Below are 18,916 nucleotides of genomic sequence, written 5' to 3'. Positions count from 1 at the left end.
CGGTGAGTCCGGCTAGCTGAACAGAGGGGGAAAACGCGCGCGAGGTGCCGCCGCGTCCGACTTTCCGCAGAAAATTTTCGGTACCTGATCAGGCCGAGAACGAGTCGACCGACGTGCGTGCCGGACCCGTCGTGCGCGCGCGGGGCGCGGGAGGCCTCAGAGGTGGCGCAGCACGTTGACCACGCGGCCGTTGGGGTCGCGCACGAAGAACCGCCGTACTCCCCACTCCTCGTCCTGCAGGGGGTGAACGATCTCCGCGCCGCTGTCCCGCATCAGCGCGTAGGCCGCGTCGACGTCGTCGACTTCGACACTCATGTCGGGGGTGACCGGGGCGCTCTTGTCGCCGCTCATGATGCTGACCTGCGCCGCCGGAGTGGACGGCGAGGCGAGCGTCATGATCCAGCCCAGGTTCATGACTTCCTCGAAGCCCAGCAGGCCGTAGAACTCCCGGCTCTCCTGTGCCGCCTCCGACCGAATGACGGGCATGACACGGCGAACGGCCATCGACGACTCCCCACGGGATCGGACACGCATCCTGGACTGTTCACCACTCTGCCGTACACCACTGACAATCCGGCCCGGCAGGGCCGCACGGAGACTGCACGGACCGGACGTCGGCGTGCGGCCCGGTCCGTGGGCGGGGGCCACACCGGCCGGGGTCGCACGAATGGGGGCTTCAGCAGGTGATGGTGCCCTTGCGCAGCGCGTGTCCGCCGTCGTTGGAGTCGTCGGACCAGTAGACGGGCTTGGAGCCGGCGACACACTCGTCGGAGCCGGCCGGCGCGAAGCCCTCGTTGTTGTAGTCGGGCATGCCGCTGGGGCGGTCGTAGACGGCGCTGGTGGTGAACGTGCCGGAGGCGTCGACCTTCAGGGTGCGGTGCCGGCCGTCGCAGGTGTCGTCGCAGACGGCCCACAGACGAGCGGCCTGCGGCTCCCACTGGAGCTCCATCACCCCGGACATGCCGCTGCTGAGGGAGGCGACGCGGGTGTAGGTGCCGGAGTCGGCGAGGACGTAGCCGTGGATCATGCCGGTGCCCTCGACGCCGACGAAGAACACGCCGCCGCTGTGGGCGCCGTAGCGGGCCGGGTCGTAGGCCGAGCCGGTCGTGGCGTCCTTGAAGCCGGCGCCGCTCAGGTAGGTGTCGGGAATCCAGGTGATTCCTTCGAAGCCGAGGTTGGAGCCGGTCGAGGGCAGGTCGGAGGTGAGGTTCCATTCCCTGCTCGAGGTCAGGGTGGAGCCGCCGGCCGTGACGTCGTACTTCAGCACCGACAGGCGGCTGGTGCCGGAGGCGTCGCCGTTTCGCTCGCTCGCGACGAACGCCCCGCCGGCGGAACCGGAGCCGGTGAAGGTGACGCCCTCGCTGTCGGGGCTTCCCGAACCGCCGGGGAAGCGCAGGGTCTTGCCTGAGGACCAGCCGCCGCTCGTGTCCGGGGTCCAGCCGCCGGAACCGTCACGGACCAGACGCCACAGCTTGCCGCTGTTCTGCGCGCCCCACAGCACGCTGCCCTCCTGGTAGAGACCACTGAGGTCCTCGCCGAACACGTCGGAGGCGTCCGCCGTCGCCACGGTGCCGCTGCCGGGCCACGCCACCGGGGTCGTACCCCCGCCGCCGGTACCGCAGTCGTTGGGTGCTCCGAGGGTCAGGGCCGCTTCCCCGAACGCGCCGGTCCCGTCGGGGCAGCGCGACCAGGAGGGGTCGGAGTGCCCGCTCCAGGCGAAGCCGTCGACCAGGGTGGTGCCGTCGGCGAGGTACAGGCGGGCCTCGTCGTCGGAGCCCAGACCGAACTTGCCGTGGACGTCGAACGCCCGGTACGCCCCCGGTGCCAGCGTGGTTCCGGAGGCGATCTTGTACTTGGAGCTGTTGTCGTCGTCCTTGAGGATCCAGCCCGAGACGTCGATCGTGGCGGTGCCCTTGTTGTACAGCTCGATCGAGTCGTTGACGTCTCCGGTGGTCACGACCTCGTTGATGCGGATGTCGTCGGCGGCCGCTGCGTGGGCGGCCGGGACGCCGGTCAGGGCGCCGACGGTCAGCAGCGGTCCCGCGACGAGGAAACGGGTAAGACCACGGCGCCGACGGCGGGCGATCGATGCAGTCACGAAGTTCCATCCCGAAGTTGTCATGAGCAAGGCGCCATGACGGTCCCTGAGCAGCCCGAACACGACTCCTGCGTGGAGTCGGACGGCCGGTGAACGACGGGCGAAGCTTGCGCGGACGTGCCCGCCCCGGAGCGGGCGCGACCGGCGACTGTTCGGGGCTGGGGGGGGGGGGGGGGCTGTGGGGGCTGTGGTGCCGGGGGCCCTACGGGCTCGGTCGCGGTTCGGCGCGGGAGACCGCGGCTTCCTGTCCCCTGTGCTGCCGGCGCACCATCTCGTTGATCCAGACGGGCGCGAACGGGGAGGTGCAGCCCGGCGGCGTCGGGTAGTCCTTGAGCACCTCCAGACGCTCACCGATGCCGACGGCGCGTTCGCGGAGCTCGGCGTGCTCGATCCCGATCTGAGCCAGGCAGTGGTTCATCGCCCACTGAAGGCGGTCCGGGGCGTCCTTCAGCTCCGCCTCGATGACGTCGAGCAGCCCTGCGAGGTCGAGGCCCTCGGGCTTCTTCGCCACGCGTTCGGTGGTCAGCGCCCAGCCGGCGCTCGCGACCACCGGGTCCGGATCGGCGGACCAGTCCACGCGCAACTCCTCGGCGTGCGGGCTCTTCTTCACCACGTAGTTCACGAGCCAGTCGTGCACCTTGGGCGTGCGCGCCTCGCGCAGCATGGCGTCCAACTCGTCACGCCCGAAGGCCTTCGGGCGGCAGATCAGGATCGCCAGCAGCCTTGCCGCGGTGTCGTCCGTCTGCCACAGCCGGCCCGCGAGTTCCTGCTGCGTCCTCAGCCGCTTCGCGAGCGCGCGCAGCTTGCCGAGGTTCACACCGTGATCGTCACCGTGCTTCTCGTTCACCGCGCGGGTCTTCGGGTCCTCGAGCCCGGCCAGCTCGGCCATCACCTCGGCCAACGCCGTCTCGGCCATCTGGGTCTCCTGTCCACCCTGTGCGGGGTTCAGCATGTGCGGGGTTCAGCATGGGTTCCGGCCGCCCGGAGCGGCTCCCGAGCACCTGGGCTCGTCGCTCAAGTGGGCTGCGGGGCAAAGCGTTTGTGGCCCTTGCGGTCGTAGTACGCGGTCATCGCGAAGCCGAAGAGGAGACCGACGGCCGCGCCGATCCCGATCATGGTCCAGGCGCGGGCGAGTCCGGCGTCGCCGCGCGCGTCGAAGTAGAGGATGGCGCGGACGCCGTCGCTGAGCTGGCGCATGGGCTCGAAGTGGGACAGGAAGCGGTAGAACTCGGGGACGGCCTGGAGCGGAACCGTGGCGCCGGACGAGGGCAGGCCGAGCACGATGAACACGAACATGGACACCAGCTGGCCGATCCCGCCGAAGGCCGCGTTGATGGCCTGGACGCCGAGGCCGACCGCGAGGGCCGCGCAGTAGGAGTAGATCCACAACAGGGGGATGTGGGTGGCGTCCATGCCGAGGACGCTGACGCAGGCGAGCAGGACGAGGGAGACGCTGAGGACCGTGATGCCGGCCGTCATGGCCATCTTCAGCAGCAGCGTCTGGGTGCGGCTGATCGGCACCGTGGGCAGCCGGGTGTGCCAGGGGCCGATCTCGTTGTCCGCGTAACCGAGGGCGGTGTCCACACCGTTGCTGATGACGTTGCCGCCCATGAAGCCGGCCAGCACGAGCAGCAGGGTGTAGTAGAAGGCGCTCAGACCGAGGCCGCTGTTGTCGCCCAGGGGGTGGCCGACCTGGGTGACGACGCTCACCGGGTCGGCGAGCAGCAGTTCGGTGGTGGAATCCGCTCCCGAGGCGGCGGCGGTCAGCTGTTTGCCGATGGTCCGGGAGGCCTGCTGGGCCGCCGTAGTCGTGATCCTGCTGGCGAGGGAGGAACCGAGGCTGCCCTTGGCCGGGTTGGTCAGCACGGTCATCGTGGGCCGCGCGGTCGCGTTCGCGCCGGTGAGGGCGGCGACGGAGTCGGTGAAGTCCGCGGGGATGACCAGCGCGCCGTAGACCTTGCCCGAGTTCAGCTCGTCCTGGGCCTGGGCCCGGGTCAGCCGCCGCCAGTCGGCCGTCTCGCTGGAGGTGTCCGAGACGATGGCCGCGGCCACCTGGGTGCCGAGGTTCTGCTTCTGCCCCTTCGGCGGCCGGCCGGTGTCGCTGTTGACGAGTGCGATCGGCAGGTCGTGCAGATCGCGCTGCGGGCTGACGATGCCGCCCATGTACAGCAGCGACAGCAGCAGGGCGAGCAGTCCGGTGAGGATCGTGGGCACCAGCCACAGCTTGGGGCGGCGCAGGAGCGTGGTGGCGCGTACGTGCGGGCCGGTGTCGGGGGGCGTGTCGTCGGCGGTCATGGTTCTCCGTCGTGTCTGGGACCTGGCGGGTGGGTTCCGCTGGGCCGGCCGCCGTGGGCTGCCGGCCGGGATGAGGAGGTACGGCGAGTCGTCCCAAGTCTCGCCGTACCGTGGCCCGGGGGAGCGCAGACAGTCTGTCGGGGGGCGGGGCACCAGCCGGATGGGGTCACGCTGCCTCCCCGGCCGTTCGACGTCGTCGGCCGCGCGGTGGAGGGACAGGACGTCCGAGACGGAGTACGCGAGGTGCTGCCGACCCGGTGACCGGGACGCCGTCGGCCGGGCACGGACGACGCCGGCTCGTGCCGCCCTCTCCTCGCTACGCGCCTGCCCGCGCCTTCTCGTACAGGACGGGGTCGTGGGCGTTGACGATCGTGAGGTCGGGGGCGCCCCGCTGGTACAGCTCGGCCAGCCGGGCATGGTTGTCGCGGACCTTCTTCCCGTCGTACGCGATGAAGGCCTCCATCCTGCGCAGGGACGCCGGGATCGGGGACCGGCCGTCCAGGGTGCCGCGGTGGTAGAAGGCGTCACCGGCGTGCAGGAGCCAGCGCGTGCCGGCGTCGACCGCCACGGCGGCGTGGCCGCGGGTGTGGCCCGGCAGAGCGATCAGGACGATGCCGGGAGCGATCATGTCGAGTTCCCGGGCCGCGGCGAACCCGCGCCACGTGTCGCCGTCGGGGCGGTGCTCCACGAGGTTCGGGCCGTGCGCCCACTGCGACCGCTGGAAGCGGATCCGCTCACGCCAGGAGGGGGCGTGGACGGCTCCGCGCGCCTCGTCCGCCGTCAGGTGGACCTGGGCGTCGGGGAAGTCGGAGAGGCCGCCGATGTGGTCGACGTCGCAGTGGGTGACCACGACATGGCGGACGTCGTCCCGGCGGAACCCGAGTCTCTCGACCTGCCGGACGGCCGTCTCGTCGGGGTCGAACAGCGGCCGCACGAGGTGCCGCGGTGGCCCGACGCGCCGCTTCGGGTCGGCGATGTCACCGAGGCCGTAGCCGGAGTCGACGAGCGCCAGGCCGTTCGCGGTCTCGATCAGCAGGACGTGGCAGACGAGCCGGCCGCCGGGCGGACGCATGGTGCCGCAGTTGAGGTGGTGGACCTTCATGGAGGGCGTCCTTGGGGGTGAGAGACGGCACAGGTGGGGCGGTCTTCCGCTCGGGCCTGGGTCGCACATTCGACCTGAAGCCACGGGTCGGCCGGTCGGCCCACCAGGGGCAGGGCCGGAGCGACTCCCGTGCGTCCGGCCTTGCGGGTCGGTATCAGAACCATCGGGCCATCAGGGCAGCGGAATCGGCAGGAGGATCGGTGCCCACCGTGACCGATGGTCCGTGGCTGTCCGGGCCGGCGCCGGACAGCCACATGGAACCTGCGGCCGTCGGTCAGGCGCTCACGATGCGCCACCGGTTGTCGGCGGTGCCGTCGTCGGGGGCCTGGACCGCGAAGGCTCCGACGGCGGTGGAGTTGCCCGCGATGGCGAGCAGTTTGCCGCTGTGCACGTTGCGGATCTTGTAGGTGCCGTCGCCCTGGTCGAGCAGCGTCCACTGATGGTCCGCGGTGCCGTTGTCCGTCCACTGGAGCACGCTCGCGTTGTCCGCGGTGGACATGTTCAGCACACCGAGGACCTTGCCGCTGTTGACGTTCCGGAAGCGGACCGCCGTCCCGTCGGTGATCATCTCCCAGTCGTGGTCGGCGGTGCCGCTGTCGGTCCACTGGAGGGCGAGGCCGCCGTCGGCGGTGGACATGTCCTGGACGCCCAGCACCAAATTGCTCGCCGCGTTGACGAGGTGTACGGCGGCGGTGCCGCCGGTGTTCCAGTACACGGTGTAGTTGAAGCCGTGCGCGTCGTGGAACGGGCCCAGGTCGACGGCGGAGCCGCCCGCGGTCGCGGTGAAGGCGAGCGACGTGCTGCTGGTGCGCGCGACGCTGGCGGTGTTGAGCAGCGGGAGCGTGCTGAGCGCGCTGTCGCCGTAGTCGCCGGCCAGCACGACCGGCCCGTAGGTGACCGCTGCGGTGTTCGCGTTGTCGGGGGCGGGCCGCAGGACGACCCGCATGGGCAGGCGGACGATGACGGTGTCGCCGGACGCCCAGGCGCGGGTCAGGGTGGCGTAGGTGCCGGGGGTGGTGGCGATGTTCTGCGCCACGCCGTTGACGCTGACCGTGGCGGCGGTGGTCCAGCCGGGAATGCGGATGCGCATCGCCCACGTTCCGGCGGCGCTGCCGGTGACGGTCAACGTGGTCGTGTCGCCGGTGGGGTACGAGGTGGTCTGGGTGACGGTGATGCCGCGCTGGGACCAGGTGAGCACCGACGGCACGAACAGGTTCACGGTGAGCGTGGTGTCGTTGCGGAAGTAGATGGAGTCCATCAGCCGGGTGTGCATCTCCAGGCCGGTGCCCTGGCAGCACCAGAAGGTGCCGTAGTCGGTGCTCCAGGTGCCGCCGCCCCAGGCCGGGCCCACCCCGCGCCGGCCGCCCGGGTTGAGCGGGGTGAAATAGGTGACGTGGCCGTGGGCGTCCGCCGGGTTCTGCTGGCCGATCATGTGGTTCAGCCAGGCCTGCTCGTAGAAGTCGAACAGCGCGGCCCGGTCCGGGGTCACCGCGTACAGGTCGCGGGTGAGCTTGAGCATGTTGTACGTGTTGCAGCTCTCGCAGGTGTCCTGTTTGAGGTACGCGGCGATCGCGTTCGGCGCCCGGAAGTGCTCCGCCTGGCTGTTGCCGCCGATGGCGTAGGTGTGGGTGCCGACGGCGATGTTCCACGCGTTGGTGGCGATGTCCCGGTACCGGGTGGTGCCGGTGGCCTTGTACTCGCGCAGGGCGCCGATCCACTTGGGGACCTGGGTGTTGGCGTGCAGCCCGTTCAACCGGTCCAGGTTGGCGGCCAGCGGGTCGAACACGGCGGCGTGGTCGAAGCGTTGGGCGGCGGTGAGCCACCGGGCGTCGCCCGTCTGCTGGTAGAGGTCGCACAGCACGTCGTTCATGCCGCCGAACTCCACGCCCAGCATCGCCTGCATCTGCGCCCCGGTGAGCCGGCCGGTGCGCGTGTCGACCCAGCCCGCCAGAGCCAGCAGGACGTCCCGGGCCTGCGTGCTGCCGATCAGACGCCACACGTCCAGCAGCCCGGCGAGCGTCTTGTGGATCGTGTAGTACGGCACGTTTCCGTTGCTCAGGGTGCCCTGTTCGAGGGCGGTGAAGTCGGACTCGGGATAGCCGGAGAGGTAGCCGGTGGTGAATCCGGCGGCGCTGTTGTTGGCCTGGCACTTGGCCAGCTCCGCCACCATGGAGACCGCCTTGCTGCGGGCGACCGAGTCCCCGGTGACGGCGTACAACTGCGCCCAGGCGGTGAGGAAGTGTCCCTGGACATGGCTGCGGAAGGGGAAGTCGGGCGCGTCCCAGCCGCCGTTGGCGGCGGCGCCGGCCGTGGAGAGCTTGTGGTTGGCGCGGAAGGTGTACAACAGCCGGTCCACGTCCACGAACCGCAGGTAGGCGGCTGTGCGGTTCTGGTTGTCGAGCCACCGGCTCGCGGTCAGCCGCACCTGGCCGAAGTCGAAGGAGTACGCGGAGACCCCGATGTCGGCACGGGCGGGAGGGACGGCCGCCCGCGCGGGAGAGGCGCCGACGAGAGGGCCGGCCGCGGAGGCGGCGAGCGTGACTCCGGCCGCTTGCAGGAGGCGCCGTCTGCTGAGTGAGGAGGACATCGTTCCACCTGTTCCTTGATCTGAGGAGCGGGGATGGGGGTCACCGATGCGCGACGCGGCACGAGAACCCGGGGGCGGGGTGCGTACGGACCGGTGTTGCCGGTTCGAACCGCCCGATGCTCACCGCTGCGTAAGCGAGGGAGCCAGGACATGCCGGATCAGCGCTCCCTGCTGGGCTCGACGTAGCGGCTCGGTCGGTGTCGTGGTCGGGGTAGAGGCGCACCGCTGTGCGGCGCGCCTGGAGCTGACGCGGACTCCGGTTCCGGTGCGGACGGCTCACCCGCACAGGTGATCATGTTGTTCGTGATATCGAACATTGGTCGACTCTTCGGCAAGCAGGGATGATAGACGCCCGAACGAGTCGGTCAACACCCTTCGTACCGTGATTTCAGCGGATCACCGTCAACTCGATTGTCGATTCGGCGACTTGCTGTGTCAGGTCTGGACGCCCCTGGTGGGTGTACGCCGTTCCGGAGGGGCCGAGCCAGTCATGCGAAGCCTCATTGCGTACGCACCGTCAGCGGGCACCTCGCGGCAGGCTGAGCTCCTCGCGAGCTCCCGCCACCCAGCGCAGCACGCCGTGCGATTCGGTGCTCCCGGCCAACTCCGTCGCTTCATCGAGCAGCGCCGCCGCGTCGTCGCGCCGGTCCTGCTGGGCGGCCAGATGGGCCAGCCCGATCAGGTTCGCCGCCACTCCCGGCAGGAAACCCAGCTCCCGGCGCAGACGGGTGGACTCCTCGAAGTGCGCGCGAGCCTCGTCCAGGCGGCCGGCCATGTGGTCGGCGAAGCCGAGGTGCCGCAACGCGTAGGACGTCGTCAGCCGGTCGCCTGCCCGGGTGGCGAGGTCGAGGGCTCGTTCGAAGGCGGGCACGGCGGTGTCGGTGTCGTCGCGGACCACTTGGTGGAAGGTGCCCACCCAGAACAGCGCCTCGCCCTCGCCCCGCATGTCACCGAGCCGCCCGTACAGTTCCGCCGCCCGCTCGAAGAGTTCGAGCTCCCGCAGGTCCTCGACCCGCTCCTCCAGGAAACGGGCGTGGATCACCCGGCCGCGAGCCAGCGCGAGATCCGCCTCGACCCCGTCGAGGCTGAGGTCCGCGGACGCCAGTGCACCGCTGTCGCCGCCGAACACGGCACGTTCGTAGAGGAGTTCGGCTTGCTCGATACGCGCGTCGGCAGTCATCCCGTGATCGTATCGACCGCGCGCCGGAGAATCCGATGCCCTTCACGCATACGGAACGAAGCCACCGTTCACCCCGCAGGGCGAGCACCGAATCCGCTACGCCCGCTCGGGCCTCTTGATCGTTTTATGGGCTGCGCCTACGCTCCCATGCCCATGGAGACGGGGGAGCCGGACCGTGGGCGCAGATCGTGGCCCGCCAGGCTGGTCAGGCATCGGGTGACCGCGGCCGTGCTGGCCGGGGCGGCGGGGCTGGCCGTTCTGGGAGCGGTGCTCGTCCTCCTGCCCGGCGTGGTGGTCGACCACGATCTCGCCGGGGCGAGCGTCGCCGCGCAGGACCGGCTGAAAGCGGTGAACGACGTCCGTACGACCCTCCTCCAGGCCGTCGGCGGCGTGGTCGTGCTGTTCGGCGCGTACGCCACCTGGCGGCAACTGCGCGTCAGTCAGGACGGCTTGCGCGCCACCCAGGAGGGCTATGTCACCGACCGGTTCAGCACGGCCGTCGATCAACTCGGCAGTGACAAGCTGGAGACGCGCATCGGCGGACTCCACGCGTTGTGGCGGATCGCGGAGCACTCCGCCCGCGACCGCGAGGCCGTCATCTCCATCCAGGCCGCCTACCTGCGTACACACCTGCCCTGGCCGCCCGCCGGGCCGGAAGCTCCGGCGACGGACGTACCCATCAACGACGTCGTGCCGCTGGAGGTCCGAGCCCCCGACGCCCAGGTGGCGCTGACCGGGCTCGGCGTGCTGCTGCTGCAACCCCGGGAGCAGTCCTGGGTCAATCTGGGGGTCACGGACCTGCGCCGGGCCGACTGCGACGGGCTGTGGCTGCACGAGGTCAACCTCGACCGATCCTGTATGGAGGCGGCGGGTCTTTACCACGCCAACCTGACCCAGGCGTCCCTCGTCGCGGTCAACCTGCGGCATGCCGACCTCAAGACGGCGATCCTGCGCCGGGCCCGCTGTGTGCTGGCCGACCTGCGGGGCGCACGGCTCGTCCAGACGGACCTGCGTGACGCGGACTTCACCGAGGCGGACCTGCGCGAGGCGAACGTGCGCAAGGCCGATGCGGGGGGCGCTGTCTTCCGCCACGCCGACCTGCGCCTGGCCGACCTGCGCGGCTCCGACCTGAGCACGGCCGACCTGCACCAGGCCCGTCTCACCGGCGCGCTGGCCAGCGAGCACACGCGCTGGCCCGCCGGATTCGACCACGCGGCCGCGGGCGTCGTCGTCACCGAGGATCCCGGCCCCGAACCTCCGCCGCTGCTCCAGCCTTCGGGGATCACGACGCAGCACCCGCAGCTGCGGTCCACGCCGTGACCGAGGGCCGGGTCGAGGAGGCGGGCGGCGTCGCTGTCGTGGCCGTTCTCGAAGGCTTCGTGGCCCTGGGCGGCGAGTCGTTCATAGCGGTGGGCGTCGATGAGTTCTTCCACGTAGGTGGGGACGGGGACGACCTGGCCGGGCCGGAGGGCGAGGATCCGGCGGGGATTGCCTGCGGTGGGGACGATGTACTTTCCCGTTGATTTCGGCGTTGAGTGCAACCGGAACTCTTATGTCCATTGTTTCTCCGCACCGTTTGCGTGTTGCGTGACGGTCGGTTCGAAGCGGTGGTGTGGCTTTCGGCAGTGTCTTCGGTGGGGGTTGTCGCGGAGTCTTCGAAGGTCGGCCGCAAGGGGCCTGAAGGATTTGTGGAGGGGAGCGCGAGGCGGTGCCGAGTGGTTCTCCAGCGGTATTCCAGTACGGGCCGCGAAAGGGGACCCGCCGGACGCCCGGCGCGGCATCTGCGAGCCGGTGATGTGTGCGGACGCGGGTCGGGTGGCGGGCTGACGCTGTCGCCCCTTTTCCGGCCATGGCGGCGGAACGGGGGAGTCCGGCCGTCCGGACGCTCCTCGTCACGGGGCTGCCGCAGCCCGGTTGCGGGCGGGGCGGCTACCCGTCCGGGCTGTTCGAGGCGGGAAATCACCTGCCCTCCGGGCTGCTGCCGTCGCGTCAGGCCGCCATGGGTTCAGGCGTCGCCCGTCCGTCGGCAGACTGCCGGGCGGACTTGAATTCTCCTGGAGAGTCGGTCCACGAAGGCCCGGGGTGAGCGGGCCGATCCCTGCATTCCGTAAGGCACGCGGACTAGCATGCCGGGAAATGCCACGTATTCCGGCCACCCGCTCGCGAACCCATTCTTCAGCTCTCGGTCGCCCCCTTTGCGTGGCGGCGTGCCGAGAGTGCTGCGTGGCCTGTGTCCCGGGTGGTTCTCGTTTGTCATCGCTGACGTAGTTTCGGGAGGTTGTCGTGTCTGAGTTCGCCGAGTCGCCCTCTGCTGGTGCCGCTGCTGTCGGCGCTGGGGTGGGGGGTACGGGTGTCTGGTTGGTCGGGGCGCGTGGGTCGGTTGCCACGACGGTGGTCGCGGGGTGTGCCGGGCTGGTGGCGGGGTTGTACCCGGCGACAGGGTTGGTCACGGAGACCGAGGAGTTGACCGCTGCGGGGCTGCCCGCGTTGTCGTCTCTGGTGTTCGGCGGGCATGACACGGTGGAGTGGCCGTTGGTGAAGCGTGCCGAGGTGCTGGGGGAGCAGGGCGTGCTGCCGTACGGGCTGGTGCGTGCGGTGCGTGGTGAACTCGCCGCGGCCGACGAGGAGATCCGGCCGGGAGGACCGTCGGCGGGTGACGACCGCAGTGACGAGGAGCTGACAGCGGCGTTCGCCGCGGACATCGAGGGTTTCACCCGGCGCCGGGGGCTGGCGCGGACGGTGGTGGTCAACGTCGCTTCCACCGAGCCGGTCCCGGTGGCGGACGGGCGGCTGCCGGCGAGCTCGCTGTATGCCGCGGCGGCGTTGCGGGCTGGGTGTGCGTACGTGAATTTCACCCCCTCGGCGGGAGTGGGTCATCCGGCGCTGGAGGAGTTGCGCGGGCGGGCGGGCGTGCCGTGGGCGGGCCGGGACGGCAAGACCGGGCAGACCCTGTTGAGGGCGGTGCTGGCGCCGATGTTCCGCCAGCGTGCTCTGGGCGTGCGGGCCTGGTCGGGGACGAATCTGCTGGGCGGCGGCGACGGTGCCGTGCTGGCCGATCCGGCGGCGGCCGCGGCGAAGAACACCGGCAAGAACCGGGTCCTCGAGGACAACCTGGGCGCGCTGCCCGAGGGCGAGGTGCACATCGACGAGGTGCCCGCCCTGGGCGAGTGGAAGACGGCCTGGGACCATGTCGCCTTCGAGGGGTTCCTCGGCTCGCGGATGGTGCTCCAGACGATCTGGCAGGGCTGCGACTCGGCGCTGGCCGCACCGCTCGTGCTCGATCTGGCCCGGCTGACCGCCCGCGCGCACGAGGTGGGGATAGCCGGGGGTCTCGCGGAGCTGGGTTTCTACTTCAAGGATCCCGACGGCGGCTCCGCGGCGCTGGCCGAGCAGTACGACGCCCTGGTCGCGTTCGCCGCACGGCTGGCGGGCGGCCGATGAGTGAGCTCCGTGACTGGGCCGAACTGCTGCGCGTCTCGGCTCTGTTCACCGTTCCCGGGGACGTGCTGGCGGGAGCTGCGGCGAGCGGTCGGCGTCCGGGCGCCGCCACCGCTCTGGCCGCCGGTGCCTCGCTGTGCCTGTACGAGGCGGGGATGGCGCTCAACGACTGGGCCGACCGGGAGGAGGACGCTGCCGAGCGTCCTCACCGGCCTGTTCCCTCGGGCCGTATCGCTCCCGGGCAGGCGCTGGCGGCGGCCGCCGTGCTGACGGGCGCGGGCCTGGGTCTGGGTTTCGCCGCGGGCCGGCCCGCCGCATGGTGCGCGACCGCTATCGCGGGCACCGTGTGGGCCTACGACCTGCGGCTGAAGCACACCGCGGCGGGCCCGGCGGCGATGGCCGCGGCCCGCGGTCTGGACCTGCTCATGGGCGCCGTGGCCACCGCCGGCCCGCGCACGGCCCGGCAGCGCCCGTCAGCCGGGCACCTCCCCGCAGGCTCCTCCACGGGTGCCACGGTGGCTGTCCCGGCGGGCACCGGGGCCGGCATCCTCGCGCGTCTCTCCGCAGGCGCAGGCGCAGGGGCTGGGGCTGGGGCTGGGGCTGGGGCGGGTCCTTGGGCGGGCGGTACCGCCGGGGCGGTGCGCCGAGCACTGCTGCCCGCTGCCGTACTCAGCGCGCACACCTATGCGCTCACCACCGTCTCGCGGGCCGAGACACAGGGCGGTGCGCGCGGCGGGCCGCTCGCCGCGCTCGGTGTGACGGCCGTCCTCGGCGCCCTGGTCGGCACCGAGGGGCAGCCCGCGGCCGCCCGGTGGCGCCGGTTCGGGCGCGCCGGTGCGCTCGGCGTGTCCGGTGTGCCTGGTGCACCGGACACGCCGGGCGGGCTCGGCAGGGCAGTGCTGGCCGGTGGCTATGTGGTCACGGCTGGACGGCCCTTGGTCCATGCCGTGCTCAATCCGTCGCCCCCGCTGACCCAGCGGGCCGTCGGCGGCGGTATCCGTGCGCTGATCCCGCTCCAGGCGGCTCTCGCGGCACGCTCCGGCGCGCCCGTCTCCGCCGCGCTGCTTGCCGGGCTCGTGCCTGTGGCACGTCGGCTGGCCCGGAAGGTGAGCCCGACATGAGTGTCCGTCTGGGCTACGGCACGAACGGCCTGAGCGATCTGCGGCTCGATGACGCCCTGAGTGTCCTGGCCGAACTCGGTTACGACGGCGTCGGGCTGACGCTGGACCACATGCACCTCGATCCGGTGGGCCCCGGCCTGGCCGGGCGCGTCGCGCGGGTCGCCGAACGGCTCGGCGCGCTCGGCCTGTCCGTCACGGTCGAGACCGGCGCCCGCTACGTCCTCGACCCGCGCCGCAAGCACGGTCCCACCCTGCTGGACGCGGAGCCCGAGGGGCGGGCGGCACGGAGCGCGCTGCTGGTCACCGCCGTGCGGGTCGCCGCGGACCTCGGCGCTCACGCGGTGCACTGCTTCAGCGGTGTCCGTCCCGCGGGCACGGACGAGGACGCCGCCTGGGAACTGCTCGGCGCTTCCCTGACCCCGGTCCTGGACGCCGCGGAGCAGGCGGGAGTTCCGCTGGCCATCGAGCCGGAGCCCGGTCACCTGCTGGAGACACTCGCCGGTTTCCACCGGCTGCGCGAGCAGCTCGACGACCATCCGCTGCTCGGTCTCACGCTCGACATCGGCCACTGCCAGTGCCTGGAGCCGCTGCCGCCGGCGGACTGTGTCACCGCGGCGGGACCCTGGCTGCGGCACGTGCAGATCGAGGACATGCGTCGCGGCGTCCACGAACACCTGCCCTTCGGGGAGGGCGAGATCGACTTCCCGCCCGTCCTGGCCGCGCTGGACGCCACCGGATACCAGGGGCTGACCGTGGTCGAACTGCCCCGCCACTCCCACGCAGGCCCCGAACTCGCGCGCTCCTCCATGGCGTTCCTCCGCACCCGGCTCACCGCATTCGAGAACCAGCCCCCCGCCGCCGGCCCGACCCCCACCGGACCGACGCCCGCCGAGCTCCTCACCGTCTCCCCGCCGCCGTCCGCGTAAGGAAACCCGTATGTCGGTCATCCGAGAGGAACTGTCCACCCGCCTCGGCTCCGAGGCCGCCGCCTGGCTCGGTGCCGCGCTCGCCGACGCACGCGCCGCCGCGCCCCCCGGCCAGGACCTTGCCGAGCCTCCCGCAAGGGATACCGCGTCCCTCGACGTCCCGGCCCCCGAGCCCCCCGCCGGAAACGCCGTGCCTCCCGCCCGGGACGCCACGTCGCGCCGGGGTGTGCCCGCGTGGGAGCTGCGGTTCGCCGCGGCCGGCCGGGTGTGTGCCGGCCCGGAGGCGGCGGAGGCGGCCCGGGTGCTGCTGCTGCGCACCGCCCGCCCGGGCGCGGCCGCCGTGGCCCGCCTCTACGACCACGGCAGCGGCGCCGAACGCCGTGCCGTCCTGCTCGCCCTGCCGCACCTGCCCCTCACGCCCGGTCAGGGTGTGGCGCTGGTCGAGGACGCGTTGCGCGCCAACGACACCCGGCTCGTGGCGGCGGCCGTCGGCCCCTATGCCGCCGCCCACCTGCCCGCCCACGCCTGGCGGCACGCCGTATTGAAGTGCCTGTTCACCCAGGTACCGCTGGCCGCCGTGGCCGGGCTCGCCGACCGCGCCCGCGGTGACGGCGAACTCGCCCGCATGCTCGCCGACTTCGCCGCGGAGCGCACCGCCGCCGCCCGGCCCGTACCCGACGACCTGCACCACGCCCTCGCCCTCGCCCTCGCCGCCAAGGAAGCCTGATGCGCATCTTCGACCCACACATCCACATGACCTCGCGCACCACCGACGACTACCGGGCGATGCACGATGCCGGGGTGCGTGCCGTGGTCGAACCCTCCTTCTGGCTCGGCCAGCCGCGCACCTCACCGGAGAGCTTCCTCGACTACTTCGACTCGCTGCTGGGCTTCGAGCCCTTCCGCGCCGCCCAGTACGGTATCGCGCACCACTGCACCATCGCGCTCAACCCCAAGGAGGCCAACGACCCGCGCTGCCTCCCCGTCCTGGAGGAGCTGCCGCGCTACCTCGTCAAGGACGGCGTCGTGGCGGTCGGTGAGATCGGCTACGACTCGATGACGGCGGCCGAGGACACCGCCCTTGCCGCCCAGCTCGAACTCGCCGCAGAACACGGCCTGCCCGCCCTGGTGCACACCCCGCACCGCGACAAGCTCGCCGGACTGCGCCGCACCCTGGACGCCGTGGCCGAGTCCCGGCTGCCCACCGAGCACGTGCTGCTCGACCACCTCAACGAGACGACCGTGAAGGAGGCCAAGGACTCCGGCGCCTGGCTGGGCTTCTCCGTCTACCCGGACACCAAGATGGACGAGCACCGCATGGTCGCCGTCCTCGACGAGTACGGACTCGACCGGGTGCTGGTCAACTCCGCCGCGGACTGGGGCAACAGCGACCCGCTGAAGACCCGTATGGTCGCCGACGCGATGCTCGCCGCGGGCTTCGGCGAGGACGACGTCGACCAGGTGCTGTGGCGCAACCCCGTCGCGTTCTACGGGCTCAGCGGCCGTCTCGTCCTCGAGCCCGCCGAAACCGCGGCCCTGCACGAAGGCAACTCCCTGCTCCGCGGCGGAGAGTGAACCGTGCGCTTCAGCCACCCCGACGGCTCGACCGTCCACCTCGCCTACTGCACCAACGTCCACCCCGCCGAAACCCTCGACGGGGTCATCGCCCAGCTCGGCGCCCACTGCGAACCGGTCCGCCGTCGGCTGGGTGTCGAACGCCTGGGCATAGGACTGTGGTTGGCCCGCGACGCGGTCCGCGCCCTCACCGCGGACCCGGCCGCACCGGGCAGGCTGCGCACCGAACTCGACCGGCGCGGCCTGGAAGTGGTCACCCTCAACGGTTTCCCCTACGAGGGCTTCGGCGCGGAAGAGGTCAAGTACCGCGTCTACCGGCCCGACTGGAGCGATCCGGAGCGGCTCGCGTACACCACCGACCTGGCCCGGCTGCTGGCCGCCCTGCTGCCCGACGATGTCACCGAGGGCACCATCTCCACCCTCCCGCTGGCCTGGCGCACCGCCTACGACGAAAGCGCCGCACACCGCGCCCACAGCGCGCTGAACGAACTCGCCGGCCGCCTGGACGACCTGCACGAAGCCACCGGACGCCAGATCCGTATCGCCCTGGAACCGGAACCGGGCTGCGTGGTGGAGTCCACCGCCGACGCGCTCGCCCCGCTCGGCGCGCTGCCCGCCCACCGCATCGGCCTGTGCCTGGACACCTGTCACCTCGCCACCGGCTTCGAGGAGCCCGCCGGCGCGCTCGCCGCGCTGGACCGGGCCGGCATCACGGTGTTCAAGACCCAGCTGTCCGCGGCCCTGCACGCCGCCGATCCCCGCGACCCGGCCGTGCGCACGGCACTCGCGGCCTTCGACGAACCGCGCTTCCTGCACCAGACCCGGGCCCACGTCTTCGGGACCGTGCACGGCACCGACGACCTCGGCCAGGCGCTGACCGAGGGCGCGCTGCCGGACACCGTGCCCTGGCGCGCCCACTTCCACGTCCCGCTGCACGCACCCCCCGCCCCACCGCTGACCTCCACCCTGGACGTGCTGCGCGACACCCTGAGCGTCCTGCTCGGCGGCCCGCACCCGCGCACCCGTCACCTCGAGGTCGAGACCTACACCTGGCAGGCCCTGCCCGCCCGGTCCCGCCCCACCACCGACGCCGCCCTCGCCGACGGCATCGCCGCCGAACTCCGCCTCGCGGCCGATCTGCTGGCCGACCTCGGACTCAAGGAGCAGCAGTGACCACCGGACCCACCCCCCTGCTCGTCCTGGATGTGGTGGGCCTGACCCCCGCGCTCCTGGACCACATGCCCCACCTCAAGGCGCTGGCCGGCCGCGGTTCGCAGGCCGAGCTGGGCACGGTGCTGCCGGCTGTCACCTGTGCCGCGCAGTCCACCTTCCTCACCGGCACGCTCCCCGCGGAGCACGGCATCGTCGGCAACGGCTGGTACTTCCGCGAGCTCGGCGACGTCCTGCTGTGGCGTCAGCACAACGGTCTCGTGGCCGGCGACAAGCTGTGGGACGCCGCCCGGCGGGCGTACCCCGGTTACACGGTCGCCAACATCTGCTGGTGGTACGCCATGGGCGCCGACACCGACTACACCGTCACCCCCCGTCCGATCTACTACGCCGACGGCCGCAAGGAACCCGACTGCTACACCCGCCCCGCGGACCTGCACGACGAACTCACCGAGAAACTCGGCACCTTCCCCCTCTTCCACTTCTGGGGACCGGGCGCCGGCCTGCCGTCCAGCGCCTGGATCATCGGCGCGGCCCGCCACCTCAACCGCACCCGCCGTCCCGACCTGACCCTGTGCTACGTGCCCCACCTGGACTACGACCTCCAGCGTTTCGGCCCCCGCGACCCGCGCTCGCTGAAGGCCGCCGCCGACCTCGACACCGAACTGGCCCCGCTGCTGGAGGAGGCGGCGGAGGAGGGCCGTACGGTCGTCGTGCTGTCCGAGTACGGGATCAGCGAGGTGAGCAGGCCCGTCGACATCAACCGTGCCCTGCGCCGCGCGGGTCTGCTCGAAGTGCACACCCAGGACGGCATGGAGTACCTCGACCCGATGGTGTCCCGTGCCTTCGCGGTCGCCGATCACCAGCTCGCCCACGTCTACGTGCGCCGTCCCGAGGACCTGCCCCGCGTGCGGGAGGTGCTGGAGGAACTGCCCGGGGTCGGTGAACTCCTCGGGGACGAGGGCAAGAAGGAGCACGGTCTCGACCACCCGCGCTCCGGCGAACTCGTCGCCGTGGCGGAGCCGGACGCCTGGTTCACGTACTACTACTGGCTCGACGACGCCCGCGCGCCCGACTTCGCGCAGCTGGTGGAGATCCACCGCAAGCCCGGCTACGACCCGGCCGAGCTGTTCATGGATCCCCTGGACCCGTACGTGAAGGTCAAGGCGGCGGGTGCGCTGGCCCGCAAGAAGCTCGGCATGCGCTACCGCATGGCGGTGGTTCCGCTGGATCCCTCCCCGGTGCGCGGCAGCCACGGCAGACTGCCGCAGCGTGCCGAGGAGGGGCCCGTCCTGCTGTGTTCACGCCCCGGTGAGGTGGCCGGCCCTCTCGCCGCGACGGAGGTCAAGCCGTTGCTGCTGCGGCTGGCGGGCATCGGCTGACAGCTGAAGCCCGGTGCCGCTCACGTCGGCCGTCCGGCCCCG

General features: G+C 71.7%; 15 protein-coding genes and 1 pseudogene. 9 read left to right on the top strand and 7 right to left on the bottom strand.

From position 1 onward, the window contains the following. Positions 1-156 precede the first annotated feature (156 nt). From OG933_RS03160 to OG933_RS03130, 7 genes are all read right to left on the bottom strand, one after another. Positions 157-504 carry a VOC family protein gene (locus OG933_RS03160; RefSeq protein WP_362532953.1) on the bottom strand — a complete coding sequence of 116 codons (348 nt, stop codon included), beginning with the start codon at positions 502-504 and terminating at the stop codon, positions 157-159. A 172-nt stretch (positions 505-676) separates the two neighbouring features. Beyond that, complete coding sequence (locus OG933_RS03155) at positions 677-2,098, bottom strand: lamin tail domain-containing protein (RefSeq protein WP_405625199.1); 1,422 nt, start codon at positions 2,096-2,098, stop codon at positions 677-679. A gap of 202 nt (positions 2,099-2,300) precedes the next feature. Next, the gene (locus OG933_RS03150) at positions 2,301-3,014 is read right to left on the bottom strand and encodes a DNA alkylation repair protein (RefSeq protein ID WP_362533090.1); all 714 of its coding nucleotides are present in this window, start codon (positions 3,012-3,014) and stop codon (positions 2,301-2,303) included. Between the two features lie 98 nt (positions 3,015-3,112). After that, positions 3,113-4,393 carry a DUF3533 domain-containing protein gene (locus tag OG933_RS03145; protein WP_362532948.1) on the bottom strand — a complete coding sequence of 427 codons (1,281 nt, stop codon included), beginning with the start codon at positions 4,391-4,393 and terminating at the stop codon, positions 3,113-3,115. A 316-nt stretch (positions 4,394-4,709) separates the two neighbouring features. Further along, positions 4,710-5,495, bottom strand: a complete 786-nt coding sequence (locus tag OG933_RS03140) for an MBL fold metallo-hydrolase (RefSeq protein WP_362532947.1) — start codon at positions 5,493-5,495, stop codon at positions 4,710-4,712. A 274-nt stretch (positions 5,496-5,769) separates the two neighbouring features. Then, positions 5,770-8,082, bottom strand: coding sequence for a beta-L-arabinofuranosidase domain-containing protein (locus OG933_RS03135; protein ID WP_405625196.1), 2,313 nt, complete (start codon positions 8,080-8,082; stop codon positions 5,770-5,772). Between the two features lie 517 nt (positions 8,083-8,599). Then, on the bottom strand, positions 8,600-9,262 hold the full coding sequence (locus OG933_RS03130; protein WP_362532943.1) for a tetratricopeptide repeat protein: 663 nt from the start codon (positions 9,260-9,262) through the stop codon (positions 8,600-8,602). A 216-nt stretch (positions 9,263-9,478) separates the two neighbouring features. Here OG933_RS03130 and OG933_RS03125 point away from each other — a divergent pair, with 216 nt between their 5' ends. The 9 genes and pseudogenes from OG933_RS03125 (at position 9,479) to OG933_RS03085 (ending at position 18,874) form a co-directional block, all read left to right on the top strand. Beyond that, positions 9,479-10,582, top strand: coding sequence for a pentapeptide repeat-containing protein (locus tag OG933_RS03125; protein WP_362533087.1), 1,104 nt, complete (start codon positions 9,479-9,481; stop codon positions 10,580-10,582). Next, complete coding sequence (locus OG933_RS03120; protein ID WP_362532940.1) at positions 10,579-10,785, top strand: hypothetical protein; 207 nt, start codon at positions 10,579-10,581, stop codon at positions 10,783-10,785. Before OG933_RS03125 ends, OG933_RS03120 begins: the two co-directional genes overlap by 4 nt. A gap of 814 nt (positions 10,786-11,599) precedes the next feature. After that, positions 11,600-12,703, top strand: coding sequence for an inositol-3-phosphate synthase (locus tag OG933_RS03115; RefSeq protein WP_405633221.1), 1,104 nt, complete (start codon positions 11,600-11,602; stop codon positions 12,701-12,703). 8 nt (positions 12,704-12,711) lie between these two features. After that, positions 12,712-13,821: pseudogene (locus OG933_RS03110) on the top strand (SCO3242 family prenyltransferase); the annotation flags it as partial. Further along, positions 13,818-14,747: a sugar phosphate isomerase/epimerase family protein gene (locus tag OG933_RS03105; RefSeq protein WP_405625192.1), complete on the top strand. Its 930-nt coding sequence runs from the start codon at positions 13,818-13,820 to the stop codon at positions 14,745-14,747. The pseudogene OG933_RS03110 and the gene OG933_RS03105, both read left to right, overlap by 4 nt. A 10-nt stretch (positions 14,748-14,757) precedes the next feature. After that, complete coding sequence (locus OG933_RS03100) at positions 14,758-15,474, top strand: EboA domain-containing protein (RefSeq protein WP_362532931.1); 717 nt, start codon at positions 14,758-14,760, stop codon at positions 15,472-15,474. Next, entirely contained in the window at positions 15,474-16,322 is an 849-nt protein-coding gene (locus tag OG933_RS03095) for a TatD family hydrolase (protein ID WP_362532928.1), read from the top strand. The genes OG933_RS03100 and OG933_RS03095 overlap by 1 nt, the downstream gene beginning before the upstream one ends. A 3-nt stretch (positions 16,323-16,325) precedes the next feature. Continuing rightward, the gene (gene eboE / locus OG933_RS03090) at positions 16,326-17,495 is read left to right on the top strand and encodes a metabolite traffic protein EboE (RefSeq protein ID WP_362532925.1); all 1,170 of its coding nucleotides are present in this window, start codon (positions 16,326-16,328) and stop codon (positions 17,493-17,495) included. After that, positions 17,492-18,874, top strand: a complete 1,383-nt coding sequence (locus OG933_RS03085; RefSeq protein ID WP_405625190.1) for a nucleotide pyrophosphatase/phosphodiesterase family protein — start codon at positions 17,492-17,494, stop codon at positions 18,872-18,874. Before eboE ends, OG933_RS03085 begins: the two co-directional genes overlap by 4 nt. Positions 18,875-18,916 lie beyond the last annotated feature (42 nt).

The sequence above is a fragment of the Streptomyces sp. NBC_00016 genome, assembly GCF_045040885.1.
Taxonomy (GTDB): Bacteria; Actinomycetota; Actinomycetes; order Streptomycetales; family Streptomycetaceae; genus Streptomyces; species Streptomyces coriariae.
Note: the sequence above shows the minus strand (reverse complement) of the source record. Positions and strands in the feature narration are given on the sequence as shown.